We start from the raw sequence: 22,329 nt of genomic DNA, 5'->3' as shown, positions 1-22,329 counted from the left end.
ATTCGCCATTTGCTTACAAAATTATTCTAATCTTAATAGGTAAAATGAGTTAAGTGTTATCGTAGAATAATAATGTAATCATAATTTTCAGGGTCCATAAGTGCATCACTCATCCTCGACAAGCACCTGAGGTCATTCATTTGAAGGCATTTTGCCTACAAGAAAAATGATAAAGTGACTTTCAGGTGTAAGGCCATATGTATAAAAAAGATTGTTTTCATATAAATGTAAGATATATACCCACGTATACGTCTAGTTTTCGTAGCATCTTTTCTTCTGTCAAACGATGACTAACATACAAAACCACTTTTTATGGCACTAATTTGATTAACAATAGCTACAGATTTTACGAAAAGAGCTGTAAATAATGATAAACATCATGCAGGAAATATAGTTCAGAGAATCTCACTTTTTTATCTGTTAAAATAGATAAGGCCGACTCTAATTTGTAGCTAAAGAGCTACCATTAGAGTCAGCCTGGTCCTTATCTGTAATAATAACTAAATTTACGCTTCATCTTCGTTTTCATCAAGGAAAGTATTAAGCATTTCTTCAACCATATCCCACTCTTCATCAGTTTCAATAGGCTGTAATTCACCATCTTTATTGTCATCACTCGGAACAAAGCTTGATGCATGAATTTCTATATCTTCATCTTCATCATGGTCTGCTCCAACTGGATAATAAAGTACATATGATTTACCGAATTCAGCATTTTCAAATGTAAATAACACTTTACATAGCTGTTCATTCCCGTTTTCATCTACTACCGTTATTTGATCTTCGTTGTGTGTCATACTTTCACCTCATTAGTTTTTACTGTCCAAATATCCTTGTAAAATCATCACTGCTGCCATTTTGTCAATGACTTTCTTTCTTTTCTTACGACTAACATCTGCACTTAATAATACACGTTCAGCTGCCATCGTAGATAAACGCTCGTCCCATAATTGGGTTTCAAGCTGAAATGTTTCTTCCATCAATTTAGCAAATGCTATACAAGCTTCTCCCCTTGGACCAACTGTACCATTCATATTTTTAGGAAAGCCGACAACAATTTTCTGAACTTCATATTGTTGAATGAGTTCTTTTAGACGGTCCAACCTAAATTCATTTCTCTCTTCGTCGATTTTTATTGTTTCGATACCTTGGGCAGTCCAACCCATTTCGTCACTTACAGCTACCCCTATCGTTTTAGTACCGACGTCTAATCCAAGGATTCGCATATACTTACTCCTTACGGTGATGCTCTAAATAAGATTTAACTAACTCCTCAATCAATTCATCACGTTCAATTTGTCTTATAATGTTCCTAGCGTCTTTATGACGAGGAATATAGGCAGGATCGCCAGATAATAAATATCCTACAACTTGGTTAATTGGATTGTAACCTTTGTCTTGCAAAGCATCATAAACTGTAAAAAGTACATCTTTTACATTTGTTTCGACAGGTTCTTCTGAAAAATTAAATTGCATTGTTTTATCGAACGAGCTCATTATATGCACCTCACCCTCAAGATCCGACTGTTGAATCTGTCAAGTTTTTCATACTTACATTGTACACTAAATATATAAATTATAAAACGGATTTAACCCATTCTTCAACATAGTTTAATGCACTTTCAAGTTTATTAGGGTCTTTTCCACCTGCTTGTGCCATATCAGGTCGACCGCCACCGCCACCGCCACAGCGTGTAGCTACTTCTTTGACTACTTTGCCAGCATGGTAGCCCTTTTGAATCAAATCCTTTGTAACACCGGCTACTATATTCACTTTATCATCATTAATAGCACCTAAGACAACAACGGCTGAGCCTAAATTTTGTTTTAATTCATCAACCATTGAGCGTAAATTATTCATATCTGCTGCATCTACAATACTCGTTAGAACCGAAACTCCATTCACATCTTTAACTGCATTGACTAAATTACTTGCTTCAATATTTCCTAGCTTTGCCGATAAGGATTCATTTTCACGCTGAAGCATACGTAATTCGGATGTTAAAGATTCAATTCTGCTCGTAACATCCTTCGGATTTACTTTTAATTTGTTTGCAGCTTCATGTAATAACTGAACTTGCTCGTTAATTACTTGATATGCTCCTTGACCCGTAACGGCTTCTATACGCCTTGTTCCAGCACCAATACCTGATTCTGAAATAACCTTGAATAAACCGATGACCGAAGTATTCGGTACATGGCAACCACCACATAGCTCTAAACTGTAGTCACCAACTTGAACAACACGTACAACCTCTCCATATTTTTCACCGAAAAGTGCCATTGCACCCATTTCTTTTGCTTCATCAAGTGACTTATAGTCAATTTGAACTGCAATGCTTTTCCAAATTTCTTCATTAACAATAGACTCAATTTGATCCAATTCTTCCTGTGTCACTTGACCAAAATGTGAAAAGTCAAATCGCAGACGATCAGCATTTACCAATGAACCAGCTTGATTAACATGTTTTCCTAATACATCTTTCAACGCTTGGTGGAGAAGGTGAGTAGCTGTATGATTCTTAATAATATTTGACCGTTTTTCTTCATTTATTTTCGCTTCAAATGCTTGACCTTTTTGTAGTGTTCCTTTTTCAACGATAACATGATGAATATTTTGTCCATTTGGAGCTTTTTGAACATCTTTTACTTTTAATACAGTATCTTTATTTTTAAATAATCCCTGGTCAGCAATCTGCCCACCACTTTCAGCATAAAAAGGTGTTTTATCCACGATAATTTGTGCCTCTTGCCCTTGTTCTATACGTTCAACAAAGTCACCATCTTTAACGATTATTTCAATTTTACTATCAGCTTTTGTTTTATCATAACCAACAAAGCTACTTTCAACCTTAACGTCACCTAACACTCCGCCTTGCACTTGCATTGAATCAACATCTTGACGAGCAGCACGGGCTCGTTCACGTTGGAGCTCCATCTCTTTTTCAAATCCTGCATGATCAACCTTCATATGTTCATCTTCTGCATATTCCTCAGTAAGCTCAACTGGAAAACCGTATGTATCATATAAACGAAACACATCTGTTCCAGAGATTATATCACTGCCATTTTCTTTTTCTTTTTTAATTACACTAGCTAATATCGTTAAGCCCTCGTTAAGCGTTTCATGGAAACGTTCTTCTTCATTTTTCACAACTTTTTGGATAAATTCAGTCTTAGCTTTTACTTCCGGGTAAAAATCAACCATGATTTCTGCTACGGTTGGTACAAGCTCAAACATAAACGGTCGTTGGATATTAATTTTCTTTGCGTAACGCACAGCTCGACGTAATAAACGGCGCAGTACATAACCTCTTCCTTCATTTGATGGAAGTGCACCATCACTTACAGCAAACGTAACCGTGCGAATATGGTCAGCAATTACTTTAAATGCAACATCTTTTGAACTGTCTTGACGGTATTTTTCATTTGAAATATGCTCTGTCGCTTCGATAATTGGCATAAAAAGATCCGTATCAAAGTTGGTAGGAACATCCTGGATAATTGAACACATGCGTTCAAGTCCCATACCTGTATCAATATTTTTCTTTGGTAGGGGAGTATAAGATCCATCAGGATTATGATTAAATTGTGAAAATACTAAATTCCATACTTCTAAATAACGCTCATTTTCTCCACCTGGAAATAATTCAGGGTCATTAGGATCATCCCCAAAATGCTCTCCGCGATCATAAAAAATTTCTGTATTTGGTCCACTTGGTCCTTCACCAATATCCCAAAAATTTTCCTCTAATCGAATAATACGTTCTTTCGGAACACCAACTTCCTTATTCCATATTTCAAACGCTTCATCGTCTTCTGGGTGGATCGTGACAGAGAGCTTTTCTGGATCAAACCCTATCCACTTTTCACTTGTTAAGAATTCCCATGCCCAATGAATTGCTTCATTTTTAAAATAATCTCCAATAGAAAAATTTCCTAACATTTCAAAGAAAGTATGATGACGAGCTGTTTGCCCAACGTTTTCAATATCATTTGTTCTAATCGATTTTTGGGCATTACAAATTCTAGGGTTATCTGGAATAACTCTGCCATCAAAATATTTCTTTAATGTAGCAACACCACTATTTATCCATAACAGCGTTGGGTCTTCATGTGGCACTAATGAAGCACTTGGTTCTATTGCATGGTCTTTTTCCTGAAAAAAATCTAAAAACATTTGGCGTACTTCTGCAGAGTTTAGTTTCTTCATGTTAATATCTCCTTTTTAGAAATTGTTCAATAAAGCACTGACAAAAAAAATTTCACTAAATGAACACTCTTTAATAATGGCTCTTTTCGAAAACTATGTTGCTAATGGCACCAAATTAGCAAAGTAAAAAAGGTTTAATACGTTTGACATCTTTTTAAGAAGGAAATATGCCACGAACGATAGTGGTGTACGTGTTAATAACTAATTCGAAAAGCAACAATCCATGCGAAAACAGCCTCAAAAATATAAAAAACTCCCATCCCAAAAGCAGGGACGAGAGTTATACTCGCGGTACCACCCTGATTATGAACAATTTCAAAAAGCGTAAATTCCTCACCATTTCTGTTAAATGACAAGCGCCTTACAGAAAAATATGTTTGTTCATCACTCATGATAAGCCGTAACGTGGCAAAACGGCAGGGTTTATCTGCACTCAAGATTAGCTTTCTGTTATCCTTCACCTAGAATTTCTTTCAGCCTAAACGGAAATTCCTCTCTGATTATATAATTACGTAAGGTGGACTATAACATACTCGATCCGTCATCGTTTTCCGTATTATAATGCGAATTATAGACAAGCAAAACTTGTTTGTCAATGATTCATTAAATATGTTTTGGCATGAAGTATCGTCACTTTTAGTATCGCTAAAAAAGGAACAGCAACTATTAAACCTAATACACCCGCAATCTCTCCGCCAACTAACAATGCAAACATTATAACAATAGGGTGCATATGCAGGCTTTTTCCTACAATTAGTGGTGATAATACATTACCTTCAATAAATTGTAAAACAAGCACTAAACCGGATACGAATAGAACCATTTTCATTGAGATAGTCGCCGCGATAATTACGGCTGGAATTAAACCAATAATAGGTCCAAAATAAGGAATAATATTAGTAACCCCTATGATGCTTCCTAGAAGTAAAGGGTATTTCATTTTGATTAACCAAAAACCAATTGTTGCAATAATTCCGATCGCAAAGCACACAAATAGTTGCCCTCTAATGTAATTACCAAGTGATTCATCAACCCCTTGTAAAAACTCTTTCCCAGGGGTACGAAATTTCTTTGGTGTTATGTACCATATTGCCTTATTTATATCTGGGTAGTCTTTAAGCATATAGAAAACTAAAAATGGAATGATAGCAATTAAAATAATATAGTTCAGCAATCGTTTCATACTGTTTAATAACTTTGTAACTAGTAATGCACTCTCTTTCTCAATTGATTGTAGCCCTTCCTCAATTCTATCGTGAAATCCATTTGGCCAATGGGATGTTTGATCACGAATTTCCTCAATCCAATCTCGGTACGTCTCGATAAATATTGGTACATTTTCACTTAAATCCTTTAGCTGTTCAATAATAATTGGTACTCCTTTATATAAGCCGAAGCCAACTCCTCCGAAGAACAAAGTATATATAAGTAAAATAGCAATAGACCTAGGAACTCCATGATGATGGATTTTTTCAATAATGGGATGAAGTAAGTAAGTAATAAATGCGGCAATAACAAAAGGGGTAATTACAATTGCAATCATCTTTAGCATTGGTTTCCAAATCGGCGCAAGCTTCATCAAAACGTATAACAATACAAACATTAATAAAAAGAGAAGTAAGCGATAAATCCATACTAATCGAATGTCCTTCATCTATAACCCACCTCTAATTAAATTCTGATCGTTACGAATTATCAACTTTAAAAAAGGGCAGAACCCGTAATTGGATCAGCCCCTTTAAGTCAGTAAAGCATCTTAGCAACTTTCTTCCTCATTTTCTTTATATTTTTTGGAGACATTATGTCACTTCTTTGGTTCACTTGGTATGCAGCTATCCCCATACCTAATGCAACCAATGAAGCAGTAATTGTTCTGTTCATTTTGTCCTCCTTAATGAAAGAGTCAATTACAAATTTATCGTACGATCTTCTTCTCCAAAGAGGTCATCCAATGAACTAAGCGTTCCATCTTCTTCAACTTGATGGGTATTAATGATACCTTGGTTTACTGACATCTCTATAAAACAGTTCCAACAATAATATTGGTTCACACCAATTTTACCAAGATCTTTATTTTTACAATTTGGACACATTAACATCAAACGACACCTCTTTATTTCCGCTTAGCTTTTAAAATGATGGTATCTTTGTTAACGGTAAAGTCATTGCTTTTAATTACTTTTTTTCCATCACTTATATCAGAAAAGAAACCATCTGTTATTTTATACCCTTCTATTGTGCCCAATTCTTCTTGGAAAAATACGTCTTCTAATATTCCAAGAACTTCCCCATTTTCAGATTTCACGAATTTTTTTGCTAAGCTATGGTGTGTGTTTAAGTAGTGCGTATTTTTCTCTTGGCGTGTCGCATGTTTTGTTGTAGAACTGCTAATTGTAATCCCATCTTTTTCAAAAGATAAAACTGATTCTATTGGAATAAAAGTATCTCTCTGAAAAAGCCTTTTACCTTCAACAACGATTGATGCGACCTTTCCATCTTCTTGAACTAATAGATCAACAACGTTACCAAGCTGTTTGCCATCATGTGAATAAACTGGCAACCCTTTTAATAAGGAAAATGTCCGCAAAGATATCCCACCTTCCCGAACATTAATAGGTTACTCAATCATCCATGAAATCATAAGGTGTAACGTTTTCCATTAATTTTTCTTCTTGTATAATAAAAGGAATGTCATCTTCGTTGTCAATTTCATCTTCATGAGCCATTTTTATTTTTTCACATAATGTTGTTTGTCTTATACCATCATCATTACGACTAACTCCATGTCGAAAAGCTTGTTCTTCACCACATAATATTAGAAATTTTTTACTTCTTGTAATACCTGTATATAGTAAATTTCTCCTTAGCATGCGGTAATAGCTTTTTACAACTGGCATAATAACGATTGGAAATTCACTACCCTGAGACTTATGTATGGAACAACAATACGCATGTGTGATTTGGCTCAAATCTTGTTTTGTATACGTAACTTCATTTCCTTCAAAAGATACAATAACCATATCTTGTTTTTCAGTATTTTCCTTAGAGTAAAATATTGAGACAACTTCACCCATATCTCCATTAAAAACATTACTTTCTGGTTGATTGACGAGTTGCAACACCTTGTCGCCAATTCTATATACTACATCGCCAAATGACATTTCACGTTTTTGATCTGACGGAGGGTTAAACATACTTTGTAGCATTTTATTTAATTGATCAATACCTGCAGGCCCACGATACATGGGTGCTAGAACTTGGATATCCCTTGCACTATATCCTTTTTCTTTTGCACTTTGTGCAACCTTTGATACAACATCAAGCACTTGATTAGGTCTACATGGTAAAAAAGATCGATCGGGTTTTTGTGAAACAATATCTCGTGGCAATTGACCTTTTTTAATGTCGTGAGCAAGTGCTATAATTGAGGATCCTTCTGACTGTCGATAAATTTCAGTTAGACGAACGGTTGGAATAATATTAGCATCTAGTAAGTCCTTCAATACTTGCCCTGGTCCAACAGATGGCAATTGATCCTCATCTCCAACAATTATCATTTGGATAGATTCAGGTAATGACTTAAATAGTTGATTTGCTAACCAAATATCAACCATTGACATTTCATCTACAATTAGCAATTTTCCTTCAATTGGGTTATCTTCATCATGTTCAAATCCATCGACTCCATTCCACCCTAATAAGCGATGTATCGTCACAGCTTTTAAACCTGTAGCTTCACTCATGCGCTTTGCAGCTCTACCTGTAGGGGCAACGAGTAGAATTGGAAATGGGTTTTCTTTATTATAATCACTAGGGTTTAACGAACAGCCATGTAAATCTGCATATACATTTACAATTCCATTAATAACTGTCGTCTTTCCAGTCCCAGGTCCTCCGGTTAGTAAAAGCATTGGTGATAATAAGGCTTTTTGAATTGCCTCTTTTTGAGATGGTGCATAATGAACATTGAGATATTCTTCTGCATTACCTAACGACAATAAGAATTCCGAATCTGGAAATTGATCCTCATATTCAGTTTGACTCAATATTCGACCAATATTTGTTACGAGTCCTTTTTCTGAAAAGAATAATGAAGGACTGTAAACTTTATCCTCTTCAACAATAATTTTATCTTCTTCAGACAGTTGAGTAATAATCCGAGTGATATCTTCTTCATCCATCGAATCACGCTTATTTTCTTCTAGTAACTCTTTTACATCCTTATTTAATTGGTGTAAGTATTGATATGTATGCCCTTCTTGAATTGATTGCTGATCAAGCATATAAAGACAACCTGCCTTAATACGGTGTGGATTATTGCCCGAGATGCCTAACATATACCCAAGCTCATCCGCTCTACTAAAGCCAACTCCTTCAACATCTTCCACTAGCTTGTAAGGGTTGTTTTGGATAATTTGTAATGTTTCATCTTTGTACACTTGATAAATCTTCATTGATAATTGCGGACCGAATCCATATTGAGATAACGCAATCATTATTTGTTCAAGACCTTGATGTTCTTTTAACGTGTCAACTATTTGTTGAGCTTTATCTTTTGAAAGTTTAGGTACCTTTTCAAGAGCTGAAGGATTTTGTAATATTGTTGAGATTGCAGCTTCACCTAATGCATCGACAATTTTGCTTGCTGTTTTTTTACCCACTCCTTGAAATAAATCACTTGATAAATACTGTATAATCCCTTGCTTCGTTTGAGGAAGATCTTTCCTGAAACTATCGACGTGAAATTGCACGCCAAACTTAGGATGCTCCTTCAGTTTACCAAAAAAGATATATGTTTCATCTTCATGGATACGAGGGAAATAACCTGTGACAACTGCTTCTTTTTCTTTATATTGTTCGTTCGTTTCCTGTAATCGTATGCGAACGACAGAATATAGATTGGCTTCATTGTGAAAGATCGTGACTAAATGTGTACCCTTCATATACTTTTGCTCTTCATTATACAAATCCAGCACTCCCTGTTGCTCCATCAGCATCATTTCCCTCCTTTCATTACGAATCGTATATATGTATGTTATGAGTAGCCGTTTGATCTAAAAACACTATATAAATGCACGTCTAAATAAACTGTAACAGCTAACAATCATGGCGTTGTACAGTACTGCAGCTAATTGAAAGATACCACTTATAGAGTTGGACTTAAACATAAAATATTATTAAGTTATCTACGTTTGAATTGTTACTTTTCATATTCATTTCGTGGCATCTTTCCTTTATATATTAATGCTAAAAGCACAAAAATACTTCTCGTTTAATTGCTTTAGAAACATTCCTAGCAATGAATAAAATTTATTATGAAAACATTAAGTTTGCTCTATTATTTTTTTTCCATGAGCAGCCAATACATGATCAGGTTGAATCTCACATGCCTTATTAAACATCGCTAAAGCTTCCTCACCATTTTCTTTAAATGCATACGCAACACCTAAATTATAATATGCATCCGCATGTTTAGGGTCTAAATGAATAACCTGTTGAAACTGTTCCATGGCTTGATCAATAAGATTTTCATTCGCAAGACATAAGCCGTATTGAAACCTTGCTTCGGCATCATCGACATTTAGTTCAACTGCTCTTTGAAAATAAGGTAAAGCAAGTTTGGGTTGATCTAATTGTAACAACGACATCCCTAGCATAAAATAAGTATCAGAGTTTGTTAAACCTTTTTTCATGGCTATTTCGAACATATTCTTTGCATCTACATATTTTTCATTATTGTAGTGTAAGTTACCAGTGCTGTAATAAGCAGCACCATTATTTTCATCAAGCTCAATTGCTTTATTAAAAAAAGCTATCGCCTTTTCATTTTCACCTAAGGCAGAAAGCAAGTTCCCAAAATTGATATATGCTATCGGATCCTTTGGTGAATCTTCAATAGCTTTATTAAATACCTTTGCAGCTTCTTCATATTTTCCTTCTTGCATATATTGAATTCCTAGCTTATTATTATCAACCATTTTTAAAACCTCCAATTAGCTATTAGTATAGCATAGGAATGATACTAGTGCCTTAGTACACTTTGATGGCACTGTTACGTTCATCAAAGTTGTAAATCCATCAATCATAACAGAATTTTATTGTTACTAAAACGTATAAGGTTGTATTGCACCTAAACCTAAAAAGCTTCACCTCTGCATAAGCGGAGGTGAAGCTTTTTCGATAATATATTACTACACATAATCTAGTTCTTCGCCATTTTTGTATACAATATCAATGGTTCCGCCACCTAGGCACTCGTCTCCATCATAAAAAACAACTGCCTGTCCTGGAGTTATTGCTCTAATAGGTTCATCAAAAATAATTTTGACATTATTATCATCTATTCTATGGACTGTAATAGCATTGTCTTGTTGACGATAACGAAATTTCGCAGTACATTTTAGTGTATCTGTTATTTCATGATCGGATACCCAACTAACATTCGTAGCTAAAATTGCGTCCGAATACAACAAATCATTATGAAAACCTTGGTCAACGAATAAAATATTTTTTTCTAGATCCTTTCCTACTACAAACCAAGGTTCACCACTTCCTCCAATACCTAAACCATGACGTTGGCCAATCGTATAATACATTAAACCGTCATGCTTTCCTTTTATTTCACCTGATAATGTTTGCATTTCCCCAGGCTGAGCAGGTAAATAATTACTTAAAAATTCTTTAAAGTTGCGTTCACCGATAAAGCAAATTCCCGTACTATCTTTTTTCGTTGCTGTTGCTAATCCAGCTTGTTGGGCTATTTCACGAACCTTGCTTTTATTAATTTCACCAAGAGGAAAGAGTACTTTAGAAAGTTGCTCTTGGCCTAGTTGATTTAAAAAATAAGTTTGGTCTTTGTTTTCATCTACCCCACGGAGCATTTTATATTCTCCGTTACGATTTGCAACTCTAGCATAATGACCCGTCGCCACATAATCGGCTCCTAAAGCTAGTGCATGATCTAAAAAGGCTTTAAATTTAATTTCTTTATTACACATTACATCTGGGTTAGGTGTTCTACCTGCTTTGTATTCATCTAAAAAGTAAGTAAATACTTTATCCCAATATTGTTTTTCGAAATTAACTGCATAGTAGGGAATACCAATTTGATTACATACTTGAATGACATCGTTATAATCTTCAGTTGCTGTACAAACACCATTTTCATCAGTATCATCCCAATTTTTCATAAAAATACCAATTACATCATAACCTTGTTCTTTTAACAGCAATGCAGCAACCGAAGAATCGACCCCACCCGACATACCAACAACTACACGTGTATCGTTAGGAGCTTTGCTCATTACTTTCACCTCATTTATATAATAATGTTTAATATTTTGTTATTCGTTTCACAACTTTTGTTATTTCATATGCTGCTTTTCTAATTTCTTCCTCATTATTTCCATAACCAAAACTAAACCTGATCGAAGATTGTACCCTCTCCGAATCTTTCCCAAACATCGCTACTAGAACATGCGATGGATCAACAGAACCGGCAGTACAAGCCGAGCCACTGGAAGCAGCAATACCAATAAGATCTAAGTTAACGAGTAAAGCCTCGACACTTACTCCTGCAAAACTAACATTTAATATGTTTGGTACAGTCAATTCAATATCTCCATTGATGCTAAAATCAATTTCTTCTCGTTTGAATATATCTATCATTTGTTTTTTATAGCTGCTATATGACTTAAAGCGTTCATTCCTGCCTATGTCGCTTAATTGAACAGCATGCTTAAGACCAACAATGCTCGCCACGTTTTCAGTGCCTGCCCGTCTCTTTCTCTCTTGTTCACCACCATGTACGCTCGGAGTAATCTTCACTCCAGAACGAACGTATAAATACCCAACACCTTTTGGGCCGTTAATTTTATGCCCTGAAACTGATAATAAATCAATACCAAGATCATCGACATTAATAGGGTACAAATTATACCCCTGTACTATATCTGAATGAACATACGCACCATTTGCTCTTACAATTTCACTTAACTCTTTAATTGGTTGTATTGTACCAACTTCGTTATTAGCTAACATCATTGACACAAGAATTGTTTGATCTGTCAATGATGCCTTTACATCTTCAATAGAAACAATGCCGTTTTCCTGCACTGGTAAATACGTAACCTTAAAGCCTTGGGTTTCTAAATATTCACAAGTATGCAAAATAGCGTGATGCTCAACCTTAGTTGTAATTATATGGTTACCTCGATGTTTATTTGCTAATGCAACTCCAATTAGAGCTAAATTATCTGCTTCCGTACCACCACTCGTAAAAATAATTTCTGTTGACTTCGCACCAATACTAGCAGAGATTGTTTGTCTAGCATCATCTATGGCTTGTCGACTTTCTCTGCCAAAGGAGTGAATACTAGAAGGGTTGCCGAAAATTTCACTCATATATGGGCTCATCTCTTTAACAACGTCTGGATGAGTTGGAGAAGTTGCCGCATGATCAAGATATATTCTTTCCATTGTATTCCTCCTTAAATGAAATGCGCAAGCGACATGCTCAACCTAGAACCTCAAGGGGATAGGTGCTGTAGCTAGACTACCATGAAATGCGTAAGCGTCTTGCTCATCCCCGACCCTCGAAGGGATAGTCACTGAAGCTAGACTACCATGAAATGCGTAAGCGGCTTGCTCATCCCCGACAAGCACTGGAGTCATTTCACATGAAGACGCTTTTTGCTTCAGGTGAAATGGCGAAGTGACCTCGAGGAGATAGTCGCTGAAGCTAGACTACCATGAAATGCACAAGCAACTTATATATAAAACATGTAAGACTCTTGATCTCCACCACTGTAACTTGCTAAATCCTCTAGTGTAGTATTATCTAAGACGTCTTTTACAGCATCACGAATTCGTATCCATAACTGCCTTTTGGCAGGCTCTTCATCATCTAAAACCTCAACTGGACTAATAGGTCCCTCTAAAACTCTAATAATATCACCAGCAGTTATCTTTGCTGGATCATCTGCTAACACATATCCACCGTACGCTCCTCGAATACTTTTTACTAGCCTGGCATTGCGTAAAGGAGCAACCAATTGCTCTAAATAATGTTCGGATAGATCATGAGTTTTAGCGATAGATTTTAATGAAATAGGACCATCACCATATTTCTTGGCCAATTCAATCATTATTGTAAGTCCATACCTACCTTTTGTCGAAATCTTCATCCTTTATATCCCTCCACAAATAAGAAATGCTTAGACACTAGATTTCCCCACGCCTGTGGGCAACGGTGAAATTGTCATCTTGATCCTGGTGATAAGCATAGGACGAACCTACGAGAATGCATTTAAGATCGCCTTCTTGTCGTATTAGCTTATAACCGCTAGCCGATGGTGTATGGACTAGACATTATCGAAGTCATTAAGTCCCGTTCACAATCAAAATTTATATCATAAAATGGTTGACAGCTAACCATTGTAAAGTTACAGACGGCTTTTCTCGGATGCATTGTTGTTGTACGTACAATTCGTTAATCACTATTCGTGGCACCTTTTCTTCATTAAAATATGCCAATAGAATAAAATCACTTCATACTTAAAACATCAATGCTTACGAAAAGAGTCTACATATTTAATATTAAGCATTTGCCATTATACCATAATAGTGTATTGTAATACATATTAACATCCTAGTACAAGAACAAAGATTCCAAAAAGTAGGAGAGATGATTACTTTGTTATTCGAATCATTGGTTGAATCCCCGTTATCATTTCGAATGAGACCTAGGAATTTAGACGAAATTGTTGGCCAGCAACATATAATTGGACCAAAAACGGCGTTATATAAAATGATAGTTAATGGACATGTGCCCTCAATATTGTTATATGGAGAACCTGGTATTGGGAAAACGTCGATTGCCAAAGCAATTGCCGGAACGGTAAGTATGCCCTTCCTTGCTATTAATGCAACTACAGCAGGCAAAAAAGATATAGAAAATGCTGTTAGACAAGCCGAAGTTGAAGGAAGTTTAATCTTATTTATCGATGAAGTCCACCGGTTTAATAAAGCACAGCAAGACTATCTTTTACCTCATGTTGAAAAAGGTTTAATCACTTTAATAGGCGCAACTACGGAGAACCCCTTTCATGATGTAAATCCAGCGATTAGAAGCAGGTGTGGTCAAATAAAAGAATTACAACGTATTTCTAGAGAAGATATGATGACATTACTATTAAGAGCATTGGCTGATTCAACAAGAGGCTTAGGTAGCTTAGACATTGAAATTACTGATGAAGCTCTTGAAATAATTACTCAGTCAACTAACGGTGATGCACGCTCAGCATTAAATATTCTAGAGGATGTAGTAATTGCATCAAAAAAGGTAGACGTGGAAAAAATCATCGTACCTATTAAAACAATAGAGGAATGTGTTGAAAATAAAGGTTTTTCTCACGACAAGAAAGGTGATTTATACTATTCTCTATTATCTTGCTTGCAAAAGAGTATTAGGGGTAGCGATGTAAATGCAGCACTTCATTATTTAGCTCGGTTAATAGAGGGTGGAGATTTAACTTCAATTTGTAGAAGACTAATTGTCATTGCCTATGAAGACATATCTCTCGCTGCTCCAGAAGTAGCAGTAAGAACGGTTACTGCATGCGAAGCAGTTGAAAGACTCGGCTTACCAGAAGCAAGAATTCCATTAGCTAACGTCGTTGTTGATCAATGTTTGTCTCCGAAAACAAACAGTGCATATAAAGCTCTTGATATGGCACTAGAAGATGTTAGAAAAGGTTATACAGGTGAAATCCCCTTACATTTACGAGATGCGCATTATAAAGGAGCTAAATCGATGGGGCATGGAATTGGTTATAAGTATCCCCACGATTATCCTAACGGGTGGGTACAGCAGCAATATCTTCCTGATGAGCTAAAGGGTAAGGAGTACTTTCAGCCTAAACAAAGTGGACAAGAAAAACAATACGCTAAAGTATATGAACGGCTTAAAGATCTATTTGATGGAAAGTAAACTTTAATACCTGAATGATTACATGCAAAATGCCATCTATACTACCTAAAACAAAAAAATAAATATGTAAAGGGAGAATTAAATAATGCGCAATTTTAATTCTCCCTTTTTTCACTTACATACTTTCATGGAATGTTCTATTTATAACCTCAATTTGTTGTTCACGTGTCAATTTAATAAAATTCACAGCATAACCTGAAACACGTATTGTTAATTGTGGGTATTTTTCCGGATGTTCCATTGCATCAAGTAACTGTTCACGTTCAAACACGTTAACATTTATATGGTGACCATGTTGTGCCATATATCCATCTAAGATAGAAACAAGATTATTGATTCTCGTTTGCTCTTCTTTGCCTAGAGAATTTGGAACCATTGAAAAAGTACAAGAGATTCCATCTAGACAATCTTCATAAGGAAGCTTTGCAACGGAGTTTAATGATGCTAACGCTCCATTTTTATCACGTCCATGTAACGGGTTGGCGCCCGGTGCAAACGCCTCGCCGGCTTTCCTTCCATCAGGTGTTGTACCTGTTTTTTTCCCGTACACAACGTTTGAAGTTATAGTTAATATAGATTGTGTCGGCACAGAAGAACGATACGTCGGATACAGACGAAGTTTATTCATAAATGTCTCAACTAACTCTGTTGCAATCGTGTCAACACGATCGTCATCGTTACCGAACTGTGGATAATCTCCGTCAATTTCAAAATCAACCGCGATTCCATATTCATTTCGAATAGGTCTTACTTTTGCGTATTTTATTGCGCTTAAAGAATCTGCTACAACCGATAAGCCAGCGATGCCACAAGCCATAGTACGTAATATTTCCTCATCATGTAGTGCCATTTCAATGCGCTCATAAGAATACTTATCATGCATGTAATGTATAATATTTAAGGTATTCATATAAAGCTTCGCTAGCCAATTTAACATTTCATCATAGTTTTTCAATACTTCTTCATAATCTAAGATATTTGAAGTAATTGGATCAAGGCTTGGTCCAACTTGTACACCTGATTTTTCATCTATCCCACCGTTAATTGCATATAGTAATGCCTTCGCCAAGTTAGCACGTGCTCCAAAAAACTGCATTTGTTTACCTATTTTCATGGCAGAAACACAACATGCAATACCGTAATCATCACCGTATTCTTTACGCATTAAATCATCATTTTCATATTGAATGGAACTTGTTTTTATTGACATTTTTGAACAATATCTTGTGAAATGATCTGGAAGCTCAGTCGACCAAAGTACTGTTAAGTTAGGTTCAGGAGCTGGTCCAAGATTGTCAAGCGTGTGTAGGAAGCGGAATGATGTTTTGGAAACGAGTGGACGTCCGTCAAGACTCATACCACCAATCGATTCTGTTACCCACGTCGGGTCACCACTAAACAATTCGTTATAATCAGGAGTACGCAAAAATTTCACAAGACGTAGCTTCATTACAAAATGATCAACTAATTCTTGGACTTCTGATTCAGTTAGTACCCCATTGTGTAAGTCTCTTTCAAAATATATATCTAAAAATGTAGATACACGACCGAGACTCATCGCAGCGCCATTTTGTTCTTTTATCGCTGCAAGGTATGCAAAATATAGCCATTGAATTGCTTCCCTAGCGTTTACTGCAGGTTTTGATATATCATACCCGTATGATGCAGCCATATCTTTCAACTCTTGTAATGCTCTAAATTGTTCAGAAATCTCTTCACGATCACGGATAACTGTGTCACTCATTAAATCATTCTCTAATCGAGCATGAGCCTTTCTTTTTTCATCCATCAAACGGTCGACACCATATAATGCTACTCTGCGATAATCACCGATAATTCTTCCTCGTCCGTATGCATCTGGTAACCCAGTAATGATACCAGCTTTACGTGCCTTCCTCATTTCTGGAGTATAAGCATCGAAGACCCCTTGATTATGTGTTTTTCGATACTCAGTAAACGTTTTCTCTACTTCTGTATCGAGATCATACCCATAAGCCTCGCAAGCATCTTTTACCATACGGATACCACCAAAAGGTTGGATGGAACGTTTTAAAGGCTCATCCGTTTGGAGCCCTACAACGCTTTCTAGATTTTTATCAATATACCCTGGCTCATGTGAAGTAATGGTTGATACTGTCCGTGTATCAATATCAAGTACATCACCATTGTCCCGTTCCTTTTTCATCAACTCTAATACTCTATCCCAAAGTTGAGTGGTTTTTAGAGTTGGGGGGGCAAGGAAATCTTCCTTGCCCGTATAGGGTGTAACATTTGTTTGAATAAAATCTCGTACATCTATGGAATCCAGCCATTTTCCTTCTTTGAAGTTCTTCCAAGCAACTTCCGTTGGAATCGTACTCAACCTGTTCATCCTAATCCCCCCAAATTATACTCCTTTGAATGTTTGACGATAAATTTCTTCTAATTCAGTAACTAATGGTAACTTTGGATTTGCTGGTGTACATTGATCTTCAAATGCTCTGTCTGCCAAAATTGCCACTTTTTCCTCAAATTCTTTTTTATCTACACCATTTTCAGGTAAACTCATAGGAATATTTAGTTCTTTCGCTAATTTAATTACCGCTTGGATTAAGCTCTCTACACCTTCTTCAGTTGTACGTGCTGGTAAACCTAATGCTTTAGCAATTTCAGCATAACGTTGATCAGCAATGAAATGTTTATATTTAGGGAATGCTGTAAACTTTTTCGGTTTTGTTGCATTGAAACGAATAACATGTGGCATTAATAATGTATTTGCTCTACCGTGTGCAATATGGAACTCTGCACCCATTTTATGTGCCAAGCTATGATTAATACCTAAGAATGCATTTGCAAATGCCATACCTGCAATTGTAGATGCATTGTGCATTTTCTCCCTTGCAAGTTCATCTGCACCATTATGATAAGCTTTTGGTAAATATTCAAATACTAGTTGAATAGCTTTAATCGCTAAACCATCCGTATAATCATTTGCCATATTAGAAACGTATGCTTCAATTGCATGTGTTAAAACATCCATACCAGTATCTGCAGTTACGTGCTTCGGAACTGTCATAACAAACTGTGGATCTACGATTGCAACATCTGGTGTTAATTCATAATCTGCTAACGGATACTTGACATTGTTTTTCTTGTCTGTAATAACAGAGAATGGTGTTACCTCAGATCCAGTTCCTGAAGTTGTTGGTATTGCAACAAATTTAGCTTTGTTTCCTAGTTTAGGATATTTGAACGTACGTTTACGGATGTCTAAAAATTTCTGTTTTAAGCCATGGAACGTTGTTTCTGGGTGTTCGTAAAATAACCACATTCCTTTTGCAGCATCCATCGCTGATCCACCGCCAAGTGCAATGATGACATCAGGTTGGAATTCCTTCATCATTTCTGCACCCTTCATCACTGTTTCAATAGATGGATCTGGCTCAACATTTGAGAAAATTTCACAATGGACGTAATCTTGACGTTTACGTAAATAATAAAGAACTTTATCAACATAGCCAAGCTTCACCATACCTGGGTCCGTTACAATCAAAGCTTTTGAGATTTCAGGCATTTTTGCTAAATATTGAGTAGAATGCTTTTCAAAGTAAACTTTTGGTGGAAGCTTAAACCATTGCATATTGACATTCCTTTTCGCAATTTTTTTGACATTTAATAAGTTCGCTGTTCCAACATTTGAAGATACAGAGTTCTTACCGTAAGATCCACATCCTAATGTTAATGAAGGAATATATGCATTATAAATATCTCCGATTGCCCCTTGTGAAGATGGAGCATTCACAATGACACGACATGCTTTCATACGTTTTCCATAAGCTTCAATGGTTTCTTGGTCTTCAGAATGGATTACAGCAGAGTGACCTAGACCTCCAAACTCTAGCATTTCTTCTGCACGAGTAATCCCTTCTTCTGTATTATTAACTTTATAACATGCTAGAACTGGACTAAGCTTTTCTCTTGAAAGTGGGTGAGCTTCACCTACACCTTTTAATTCAGCCATTAGAATTTTAGTATCTTTTGGTACTTCTACACCAGCCATTTTGGCAATTTCATAAGCTGGTTTACCTACGATGTTTGGATTAACAGCACATTTGTTTTCATCAATAACAAGTTTTTCTACTTTTTTCTTCTCGTTTTCTGATAAGAAATAACAAGAATGATATATCATTTCTTTTTTCACTTCATCATAAATTTCTTTATCGATAATAACAGCTTGTTCAGAAGCACAAATCATACCATTATCAAATGTTTTTGATAAGATTAAATCATTTACAGAACGTTTCACCTCAGCAGATTTTTCAATATAACAAGGTACGTTACCAGCACCTACACCTAACGCAGGTTTACCAGTACTATAAGCTGATTTAACCATTCCTGGACCACCTGTTGCTAAGACGATCGCAACCCCATCATGATTCATTAATTGTTTTGTTGCTTCGATAGATGGCGTTTCTATCCATTGAATACAACCTTCAGGTGCTCCTGCTTTTACTGCTGCGTCACGAAGAATTCTTGCAGCTTCACTACTACATTTTTGTGCAGATGGGTGGAAAGCAAAAATAATTGGGTTTCTAGTTTTAATTGCAATAATTGCTTTAAACATCGTTGTTGATGTTGGATTTGTTACGGGTGTTACACCAGCAACAACACCAACTGGCTCTGCAACTTCGATTACCCCTTCGTGTTCATTATCATTAATAATGCCGACAGTTTTATCATATTTAACGTTATGATAAATATATTCTGTAGCAAAAATATTTTTAATAATTTTATCCTCATAAACACCACGTTTTGTTTCATCAACTGCTAGCTTAGCTAATTGCATATGTTGATCTAATCCTGCTAAAGCCATTTCTTTTACTATGTCATTGATCATTTCTTGATCATAATTGCGAAATTCCTTTAACGCTTTAGAACCACGATCAACTAAAGAATTAATCATTTTTGAAACATCTTGTTGTTGTTTTAATACTTTTTCTTCAACAGCCATTTGAAACTCCTCCTAATTTCTCGCTTAAAGTTTGTGAATGTTTTCACATGTGAGTGTTAAAAAAAAGCTACTTACTTGATACCTACGTTTTTTACTAAATTAACTAATTATCTTACACATTTATTATACTATCGATATGTTGTGAATAGTTACATTAAATTTGACGACATTGTGAATAATTTCACATACATTATTAAACTTATATTCCCCACTTTTTACACCTTTTAATGTTTAAAAAAACTAGTAAATGTATAAAAATTATAATAGCCGTCCATTCTATTAATAGAAAATCTACTATATAGTAAATTAAATTTTTCAGAAGATAGGAGTGTTTATGTGAAAGTTCGTCAAGATGCATGGTCTCATGAAGAAGACCTATTACTTGCAGAAACAGTACTTCGCTATATTCGTGAAGGTGGAACTCAGTTATCAGCCTTCGAAGAAGTAGGTGATAAGCTTAACCGAACTTCTGCTGCTTGTGGTTTTCGGTGGAACGCGGAAGTAAGAGGAAAGTATGATCAAGCTATCGCCATTGCGAAAAAGCAAAGAAAAGAAAGAAAGAGAGCGTTAGACAGATTAAAGAAGCAAGATGAGCTTCCTAGTACAATTTCACTACCACAGATTACTACAGTTGATGATAGCAATCCAGTAGAGACCTATAATCTAAATAATGAGTTCACGACAGAGTTGTTGACTACGCCAGTGACTACATCAGTGCCTCCTATAGAATCATCAGCTGGATCAAATTCAATATCTCTAGAAGATTGCATTTCTTATTTAAAAGAACTTAAAGTACAAGATCAACATTCAATGAGATTACAGCAAGAAAATGTACAATTGCAACAAGAAAACCAAACTCTTTCAAAGCAAAATAAAGAACTAGTTATAAAGCTTGAAAAAATGTCCGAAAAGCAATCTATGATACAAGAAGACTATCAAGCATTAGTACAAATTATGGATCGAGCACGGAAAATGGTTTTATTTGATGATAATGAAGAAAGACCGTCTCCGGCTTTCAGAATGGATAAAAACGGAAACTTGGAACAATTAGCTAAATAAAAAACGTGGTCTATCTTTAGACCACGCTTTTGTCATTGTCGAAACGAGAAGGTCCAAGCCGAGCTCCGTTAAATGTAGAGTATGTTTAACCCTGATTTACTCGTTTAATTGGTATATCTGTTAACAGTTCAGTAACCACATGACTTGCCATTATTAGCCCTGCTACTGATGGAACAAATGCATTGGATGATGGTGGCATTTTAGCTTTTCTAATAGGCGTATTTTCATCAGGAACAATTTTCTTGCGAATATCCTCCCGAATCACAATAGGACTCTCATCAGAAAACACTACTCTAATCCCCTTACGGATACCCTCTTTACGTAATTTCGTTCGAATAACTTTTGCAATAGGATCAGTGTGCGTTTTAGAAATATCAGCTATTTTAAAACGTGTAGGATCCATTTTATTTGCTGCACCCATACTTGAAATAATTGGAATCTCCCTCTGCAAGCATTCCTTCATTAAATGGATTTTGTAACAAATCGTATCAGACGCATCTATAACAAAATCTATTCCATAACTAAAAAACTCCTCATACGTCTCCTCTGTATAAAACATTTTCAACGCAATCACTTGACACTCTGGATTAATATCTTTTATACGGTCCTTCATAAGGTCAGCTTTCGGCTTACCAACTGTTGAGAGTAACGCGTGAATTTGTCGATTTACATTTGTAATATCAACATCATCCTTATCAACTAATACAAGCCTTCCTACACCAGATCGAGCTAGTGCTTCAGCTGCAAATGACCCTACACCACCAATTCCAAGTACTGCCACTGTGCTATTTTTTAAAATGTTTAATCCTTCTATCCCAATCGCTAATTCATTTCTAGAAAATTGATGTAGCATATTCTCAACTCCGTTTGTCACAAACTTATTCAAGGTTTTCCGATAAAAATAATATCATAAATTATAATAAATACAAGATTTGAACATCATTTTTTCGTCAAGATACAAAATGTAACAGTATTGGCAAAAAGTCGTTTTGGACCGTTGCCATCGTAATCTAGAACAAAAGTTGCAACAAACTGTAGCTGTAAACATTTTTATTTATTAGGAAAACAGCCCATTGT

20 protein-coding genes are annotated in these 22,329 nt (G+C 35.8%); 2 read left to right on the top strand and 18 right to left on the bottom strand.

The genetic code is table 11. The annotated features are described in order from the left end of the window. Positions 1-506: 506 nt before the first annotated feature. From ACSVDA_RS12865 to cymR, 15 genes are all read right to left on the bottom strand, one after another. Positions 507-797: a DUF1292 domain-containing protein gene (locus ACSVDA_RS12865; RefSeq protein ID WP_320207803.1), complete on the bottom strand. Its 291-nt coding sequence runs from the start codon at positions 795-797 to the stop codon at positions 507-509. 12 nt (positions 798-809) lie between these two features. Then, positions 810-1,226, bottom strand: a complete 417-nt coding sequence (gene ruvX / locus ACSVDA_RS12860; protein ID WP_214480389.1) for a Holliday junction resolvase RuvX — start codon at positions 1,224-1,226, stop codon at positions 810-812. 4 nt (positions 1,227-1,230) lie between these two features. Then, positions 1,231-1,497, bottom strand: coding sequence for an IreB family regulatory phosphoprotein (locus tag ACSVDA_RS12855; RefSeq protein ID WP_214480390.1), 267 nt, complete (start codon positions 1,495-1,497; stop codon positions 1,231-1,233). 79 nt (positions 1,498-1,576) lie between these two features. Continuing rightward, on the bottom strand, positions 1,577-4,213 hold the full coding sequence (gene alaS, locus ACSVDA_RS12850; protein ID WP_485883728.1) for an alanine--tRNA ligase: 2,637 nt from the start codon (positions 4,211-4,213) through the stop codon (positions 1,577-1,579). Between the two features lie 194 nt (positions 4,214-4,407). Continuing rightward, positions 4,408-4,674: a hypothetical protein gene (locus tag ACSVDA_RS12845; RefSeq protein ID WP_485883726.1), complete on the bottom strand. Its 267-nt coding sequence runs from the start codon at positions 4,672-4,674 to the stop codon at positions 4,408-4,410. Positions 4,675-4,805: 131 nt separating this feature from the next. Beyond that, positions 4,806-5,867: an AI-2E family transporter gene (locus tag ACSVDA_RS12840; RefSeq protein ID WP_485883725.1), complete on the bottom strand. Its 1,062-nt coding sequence runs from the start codon at positions 5,865-5,867 to the stop codon at positions 4,806-4,808. Positions 5,868-5,956: 89 nt separating this feature from the next. After that, a complete protein-coding gene (locus tag ACSVDA_RS12835) occupies positions 5,957-6,094 on the bottom strand; it encodes a YrzQ family protein (RefSeq protein WP_485883723.1) in 138 nt (45 codons plus the stop codon). Between the two features lie 26 nt (positions 6,095-6,120). After that, positions 6,121-6,312, bottom strand: coding sequence for a hypothetical protein (locus ACSVDA_RS12830; protein ID WP_214480395.1), 192 nt, complete (start codon positions 6,310-6,312; stop codon positions 6,121-6,123). 14 nt (positions 6,313-6,326) lie between these two features. Beyond that, on the bottom strand, positions 6,327-6,800 hold the full coding sequence (locus ACSVDA_RS12825) for a PRC-barrel domain-containing protein (RefSeq protein ID WP_485883721.1): 474 nt from the start codon (positions 6,798-6,800) through the stop codon (positions 6,327-6,329). Between the two features lie 34 nt (positions 6,801-6,834). Next, a complete protein-coding gene (recD2, locus tag ACSVDA_RS12820) occupies positions 6,835-9,204 on the bottom strand; it encodes an SF1B family DNA helicase RecD2 (protein ID WP_485883824.1) in 2,370 nt (789 codons plus the stop codon). 333 nt (positions 9,205-9,537) lie between these two features. After that, on the bottom strand, positions 9,538-10,191 hold the full coding sequence (locus ACSVDA_RS12815) for a tetratricopeptide repeat protein (RefSeq protein ID WP_485883719.1): 654 nt from the start codon (positions 10,189-10,191) through the stop codon (positions 9,538-9,540). A 213-nt stretch (positions 10,192-10,404) separates the two neighbouring features. After that, positions 10,405-11,517 (bottom strand): tRNA 2-thiouridine(34) synthase MnmA, encoded by a 1,113-nt coding sequence (gene mnmA / locus ACSVDA_RS12810; RefSeq protein WP_485883717.1) that lies wholly within the window; start codon positions 11,515-11,517, stop codon positions 10,405-10,407. Positions 11,518-11,545: 28 nt separating this feature from the next. Then, a complete protein-coding gene (locus ACSVDA_RS12805; protein ID WP_485883716.1) occupies positions 11,546-12,691 on the bottom strand; it encodes a cysteine desulfurase family protein in 1,146 nt (381 codons plus the stop codon). Positions 12,692-12,733: 42 nt separating this feature from the next. Beyond that, positions 12,734-12,886 (bottom strand): hypothetical protein, encoded by a 153-nt coding sequence (locus tag ACSVDA_RS12800; RefSeq protein WP_485883714.1) that lies wholly within the window; start codon positions 12,884-12,886, stop codon positions 12,734-12,736. Between the two features lie 95 nt (positions 12,887-12,981). Next, positions 12,982-13,398, bottom strand: a complete 417-nt coding sequence (gene cymR, locus ACSVDA_RS12795; RefSeq protein ID WP_485883712.1) for a cysteine metabolism transcriptional regulator CymR — start codon at positions 13,396-13,398, stop codon at positions 12,982-12,984. A 509-nt stretch (positions 13,399-13,907) separates the two neighbouring features. Between cymR and ACSVDA_RS12790 the strand changes: the two genes are divergently transcribed. Further along, positions 13,908-15,203 carry a replication-associated recombination protein A gene (locus tag ACSVDA_RS12790; RefSeq protein WP_485883710.1) on the top strand — a complete coding sequence of 432 codons (1,296 nt, stop codon included), beginning with the start codon at positions 13,908-13,910 and terminating at the stop codon, positions 15,201-15,203. A 115-nt stretch (positions 15,204-15,318) separates the two neighbouring features. Here ACSVDA_RS12790 and pflB read toward each other — a convergent pair whose 3' ends face one another. Next, a complete protein-coding gene (gene pflB / locus ACSVDA_RS12785) occupies positions 15,319-17,574 on the bottom strand; it encodes a formate C-acetyltransferase (protein ID WP_485883708.1) in 2,256 nt (751 codons plus the stop codon). Positions 17,575-17,589: 15 nt separating this feature from the next. After that, positions 17,590-20,193 (bottom strand): bifunctional acetaldehyde-CoA/alcohol dehydrogenase, encoded by a 2,604-nt coding sequence (gene adhE, locus ACSVDA_RS12780; protein ID WP_485883706.1) that lies wholly within the window; start codon positions 20,191-20,193, stop codon positions 17,590-17,592. Positions 20,194-20,529: 336 nt separating this feature from the next. Here adhE and ACSVDA_RS12775 point away from each other — a divergent pair, with 336 nt between their 5' ends. Further along, positions 20,530-21,252, top strand: a complete 723-nt coding sequence (locus ACSVDA_RS12775) for an RsfA family transcriptional regulator (protein WP_485883704.1) — start codon at positions 20,530-20,532, stop codon at positions 21,250-21,252. 85 nt (positions 21,253-21,337) lie between these two features. Here ACSVDA_RS12775 and ACSVDA_RS12770 read toward each other — a convergent pair whose 3' ends face one another. Then, on the bottom strand, positions 21,338-22,105 hold the full coding sequence (locus ACSVDA_RS12770; RefSeq protein ID WP_485883702.1) for a tRNA threonylcarbamoyladenosine dehydratase: 768 nt from the start codon (positions 22,103-22,105) through the stop codon (positions 21,338-21,340). Positions 22,106-22,329 lie beyond the last annotated feature (224 nt).

This window comes from Cytobacillus sp. Hm23 (genome assembly GCF_051842895.1).
GTDB lineage: Bacteria > Bacillota > Bacilli > Bacillales > SM2101 > Nanhaiella.
The sequence above is the reverse complement of the archived record's forward strand: the minus strand, read 5'-3'. Positions and strand labels throughout refer to the sequence as shown.

Excerpts from the sequence above, each read along its gene's own strand:
- ACSVDA_RS12865 (WP_320207803.1), bottom strand. The coding sequence starts at position 797 with ATGACACACAACGAAGATCAAATAACGGTAGTAGATGAAAACGGGAAT.
- ruvX (WP_214480389.1), bottom strand. The coding sequence starts at position 1,226 with ATGCGAATCCTTGGATTAGACGTCGGTACTAAAACGATAGGGGTAGCT.
- ACSVDA_RS12855 (WP_214480390.1), bottom strand. The coding sequence starts at position 1,497 with ATGAGCTCGTTCGATAAAACAATGCAATTTAATTTTTCAGAAGAACCT.
- alaS (WP_485883728.1), bottom strand. The coding sequence starts at position 4,213 with ATGAAGAAACTAAACTCTGCAGAAGTACGCCAAATGTTTTTAGATTTT.
- ACSVDA_RS12840 (WP_485883725.1), bottom strand. The coding sequence starts at position 5,867 with ATGAAGGACATTCGATTAGTATGGATTTATCGCTTACTTCTCTTTTTA.
- ACSVDA_RS12835 (WP_485883723.1), bottom strand. The coding sequence starts at position 6,094 with ATGAACAGAACAATTACTGCTTCATTGGTTGCATTAGGTATGGGGATA.
- ACSVDA_RS12830 (WP_214480395.1), bottom strand. The coding sequence starts at position 6,312 with ATGTTAATGTGTCCAAATTGTAAAAATAAAGATCTTGGTAAAATTGGT.
- recD2 (WP_485883824.1), bottom strand. The coding sequence starts at position 9,204 with ATGGAGCAACAGGGAGTGCTGGATTTGTATAATGAAGAGCAAAAGTAT.
- ACSVDA_RS12815 (WP_485883719.1), bottom strand. The coding sequence starts at position 10,191 with ATGGTTGATAATAATAAGCTAGGAATTCAATATATGCAAGAAGGAAAA.
- mnmA (WP_485883717.1), bottom strand. The coding sequence starts at position 11,517 with ATGAGCAAAGCTCCTAACGATACACGTGTAGTTGTTGGTATGTCGGGT.
- ACSVDA_RS12805 (WP_485883716.1), bottom strand. The coding sequence starts at position 12,691 with ATGGAAAGAATATATCTTGATCATGCGGCAACTTCTCCAACTCATCCA.
- ACSVDA_RS12800 (WP_485883714.1), bottom strand. The coding sequence starts at position 12,886 with ATGACTCCAGTGCTTGTCGGGGATGAGCAAGCCGCTTACGCATTTCAT.
- cymR (WP_485883712.1), bottom strand. The coding sequence starts at position 13,398 with ATGAAGATTTCGACAAAAGGTAGGTATGGACTTACAATAATGATTGAA.
- pflB (WP_485883708.1), bottom strand. The coding sequence starts at position 17,574 with ATGAACAGGTTGAGTACGATTCCAACGGAAGTTGCTTGGAAGAACTTC.
- adhE (WP_485883706.1), bottom strand. The coding sequence starts at position 20,193 with ATGGCTGTTGAAGAAAAAGTATTAAAACAACAACAAGATGTTTCAAAA.
- ACSVDA_RS12770 (WP_485883702.1), bottom strand. The coding sequence starts at position 22,105 with ATGCTACATCAATTTTCTAGAAATGAATTAGCGATTGGGATAGAAGGA.